The sequence below is a fragment of the Mycobacteriales bacterium genome, from assembly GCA_035550055.1.
Classification (GTDB): domain Bacteria; phylum Actinomycetota; class Actinomycetes; order JAFAQI01; family JAFAQI01; genus DASZTV01.
In genome coordinates this window covers 1-3,203 of sequence record DASZRO010000070.1, presented here as the reverse complement: position 1 = coordinate 3,203, position 3,203 = coordinate 1, and the positions used below count along the sequence as shown (strand labels likewise).

Genomic DNA, 3,203 nt, shown 5'->3' with positions numbered 1-3,203 from the left:
CGAGCGCGTTCACCGTCGTCGTCGTCCACGAGGTGCCCGGCGGCTGGCACGTCTGCATGTCGGCCGGCGGCTTCAGCATGCTGGGCTACACCCAGCCGCTCGGCACCGGCTTCACGCCGTAGTGGCCGTCCCGGTCGCCGGTGCGGTGTGGCGCAGCTCACGAGGCAGCGCGAACACCAACCGCTCCTCGGCGGCGGTGACCTCTGCGACCTCCCCGTAGCCACGATCGGCCAGCCATGCGAGCACATCCGCGACAAGCGCCTCGGGCACCGACGCGCCACTGGTCACGCCGACCGTCGTCACCCCGTCGAGCCAGGCCGGGTCGATGTGGGTCACGTCGTCGACGAGGTACGACGAGCCGGCGCCGGCATCGAGGGCCACCTCGACGAGCCGCACCGAGTTCGACGAGTTGGTTGACCCGACGACGAGGACCAGGTCGGAGTCGTGCGCAATCTGCTTGACCGCGGTCTGCCGGTTCTGCGTCGCGTAGCAGATGTCGTCGCTCGGCGGATCTATCAGCTTGGGGAACCGAGCGCGCAACGCAGCGACCGTCTCGAGCGTCTCGTCGACCGACAGCGTCGTCTGTGACAGCCAGGCCACCCGTTCCGGGTCGCGCACCTCGATCGTGTCGACGGCACCCGGTCCCGACACCAGATGCGTTCGCTCCGGCGCCTCTCCGGTCGTCCCGATGACCTCCTCGTGCCCCTCATGACCGATCAACAGGATGTCGACGTCCTCACGGGCAAAGCGGCGCGCCTCACCGTGGACCTTGGTCACGAGCGGGCAGGTTGCGTCGATGGTGTGCAGGTTGCGACGGGTCGCCTCCTCGTGGACCACCGGGGCGACACCGTGAGCGGAGAACACGACGACGGCGCCTTCGGGCACCTCGTCGGTCTCGTCGACGAAGACGGCGCCTTTGGCCTCGAGACCCGCGACGACGTGGGAGTTGTGGACGATCTGCTTGCGGACGTAGACCGGCGCGCCGTACTGCTCGAGCGCCCGCTCGACCGTCTGGACCGCCCGGTCCACTCCGGCGCAGTAGCCTCGCGGCGCCGCGAGCAGTACTCGCTTCCCGGCCTGGGGAACGGTGTGCTCGGTCACTACTTCATCGTAGGTTGACCGTCGTGCCGCTCGAATCCAGCGCCGAGTCGCCGGTCGCCGTACGCACCGTCGCCAAGGCGCTCACTGACTGGATCGGGCGCCTCGGCAGGGTGTGGGTCGAAGGACAGGTCACCGAGGTCGCCCGCCGGCCGGGCCAGGCCACGAGCTTCCTCGTGTTGCGCGACACCGCCGTCGAGATGTCGCTTCGAGTGAGCTGCAAGGCACGCCTGGTCGACGAGCTGGATCCGCCGCTTCGCGAGGGGTCCCGGATCGTCGTCTGGGGACGGCCGGAGTACTGGGCGGCGCGCGGCTCGTTGACGTTCGCCGCGACCGAGATCAGGCCGGTCGGGCTCGGCGCGCTGCTCGAACGCATCGAGGCCCTGCGCGCCGTGCTCGCCACGGAGGGCCTGTTCGCCGCCGACCGCAAGCGGCCGTTGCCATTCCTGCCACGCCGGATCGGCCTGATCACGGGGCGGTCCAGCGCGGCCGAGCGCGACGTCGTCGAGAACGCCCAGCGCCGCTGGCCGTCCGTGGCGTTCCGCGTCGAAGCGGTCGCCGTACAGGGTCCGTTCGCGGTCACCGAGATCGTCGAGGCGATCGCCCGCCTCGACCGGGATCCGGAGGTCGACGTGATCGTCATCGCCCGCGGCGGCGGCTCGATGGAGGACCTGTTGCCGTTCTCCGACGAGGCGCTGGTCCGTGCCGCCGCCGCCGCGCTGACCCCCATCGTCTCGGCGATCGGGCACGAGACCGACGTACCGCTGCTCGACCACGTCGCGGACCGGCGGGCGTCGACACCGACCGACGCGGCAAAGCTCGTCGTGCCGGACCACGGCGAGGAGATCGAACGGATCAGGAGCGCGATCGCGCGCGCTCGCCGGTGCGTGACGCATCTGCTCGACAGCGAGCAGCATCGCCTCGACGGGCTGCTCGCGCGACCGGCTCTCGCCGACCCGTGGGGCGTCCTCGCGAGCTGGGGTCAAGCGGTCGACGAGCTGCGCGCCCGCTCGACACGTGCCGCGGTGTCCGGCCTCGCGCTGCGCTCCGGCGAGCTCGCCGGACTCACCGCCCAGGTGGCCGCGCTCTCACCGCAGGCCACCCTCGACCGCGGTTACGCCGTGATCCAGCGATCGGACGGCGAGGTGGTACGTGAGGCAGCCACGGTCGCCGACGGGGAGCGGCTACAGGCCCGGGTGGCAGCAGGCACACTTCACCTCGTGGCGGACGGTGGCGACTCGTGACGGATGCAGAGCTGTCCTACGAACAGGCCCGCGACGCCTTGGCCGAGGTGGTGCGCAAGCTCGAGGCGGGCGGTACGACGCTCGAGGAGTCGCTCGCGCTGTGGGAGCGCGGCGACGCGCTGGCCAAGATCTGCCAGCAACGCCTCGACGGCGCCCGCGAGCGACTCGACGCCGCGAAGCCCGAGGAGTAGCTCAGGCTCACACCGCGCGGCCGACGTGGAGTGCGGCGGCGAGGATGTCGTCTTGGGTCTCGCTGGCGCTGCCCGTGATGACCACGGTCACCTTGCCGACCGTGCAGGTCAGCGAACGCTCGCCGTTCGCGGACACTCGCCGGTCCCACGCGACGCCGTTCATGTAGTGCTTGCTCGTCACGGTCAGACCACGACTGCCGAGCACCGACTCGATGAAGGCGTTGGCCGGGCTGTTTGACTCTTCGAGCGCGGCGTAGTCCTTGGTCGGCGTGACCCACCCGATGTGCAGGTGGGCGTGCTTGCCGGCGTACTTCAGGTTCGCGGAGTTCGCATACCACTTTGGGCCGAGTCCGGTGGGCACGAGCGCATCGATCCCGGTGACCTGCTTGAAGCCCGCCGTGTAGTCCGAGTAGCTGACAGCGGCGAAGCGCTGCGACTTGCTCGGGTGCAGCAGGCCTGGCACGAAGATCAGGGTGAGCGCCACGACGACGGCCATGACGCCGAGCGAGCGCACCATGTCCCACAACGTGGCGGACATCCGTTTCGGGCGCGCGACGGCTCCGGATGACGGCACGTCGGTTGCCGTGTCATCCGCCATTGCGAATCGCCTCGATCTCATCGATCACACCGCGACACTCGTCCTCGGTCGTGAAGAAGTGCGGTCCGACCC

Annotated in this window: 4 protein-coding genes; 2 read left to right on the top strand and 2 right to left on the bottom strand. The window is 70.1% G+C overall.

Annotation, left to right across the window (positions count from 1 at the left end):
- Positions 1 to 111 precede the first annotated feature (111 nt).
- Complete coding sequence (locus tag VG899_10315) at positions 112 to 1,101, bottom strand: 4-hydroxy-3-methylbut-2-enyl diphosphate reductase (GenBank protein HWA66746.1); 990 nt, start codon at positions 1,099 to 1,101, stop codon at positions 112 to 114.
- A 23-nt stretch (positions 1,102 to 1,124) separates the two neighbouring features.
- On the opposite strand from VG899_10315, the gene xseA reads away from it, so the two are divergent.
- Both xseA and VG899_10305 read left to right on the top strand, forming a co-directional pair.
- Complete coding sequence (gene xseA / locus VG899_10310; protein HWA66745.1) at positions 1,125 to 2,342, top strand: exodeoxyribonuclease VII large subunit; 1,218 nt, start codon at positions 1,125 to 1,127, stop codon at positions 2,340 to 2,342.
- Positions 2,339 to 2,533, top strand: coding sequence for an exodeoxyribonuclease VII small subunit (locus tag VG899_10305; GenBank protein ID HWA66744.1), 195 nt, complete (start codon positions 2,339 to 2,341; stop codon positions 2,531 to 2,533). Before xseA ends, VG899_10305 begins: the two co-directional genes overlap by 4 nt.
- Before the next feature lie 7 nt (positions 2,534 to 2,540).
- Here VG899_10305 and VG899_10300 read toward each other — a convergent pair whose 3' ends face one another.
- A complete protein-coding gene (locus VG899_10300; protein HWA66743.1) occupies positions 2,541 to 3,071 on the bottom strand; it encodes a DUF4245 domain-containing protein in 531 nt (176 codons plus the stop codon).
- Positions 3,072 to 3,203: the final 132 nt, after the last annotated feature.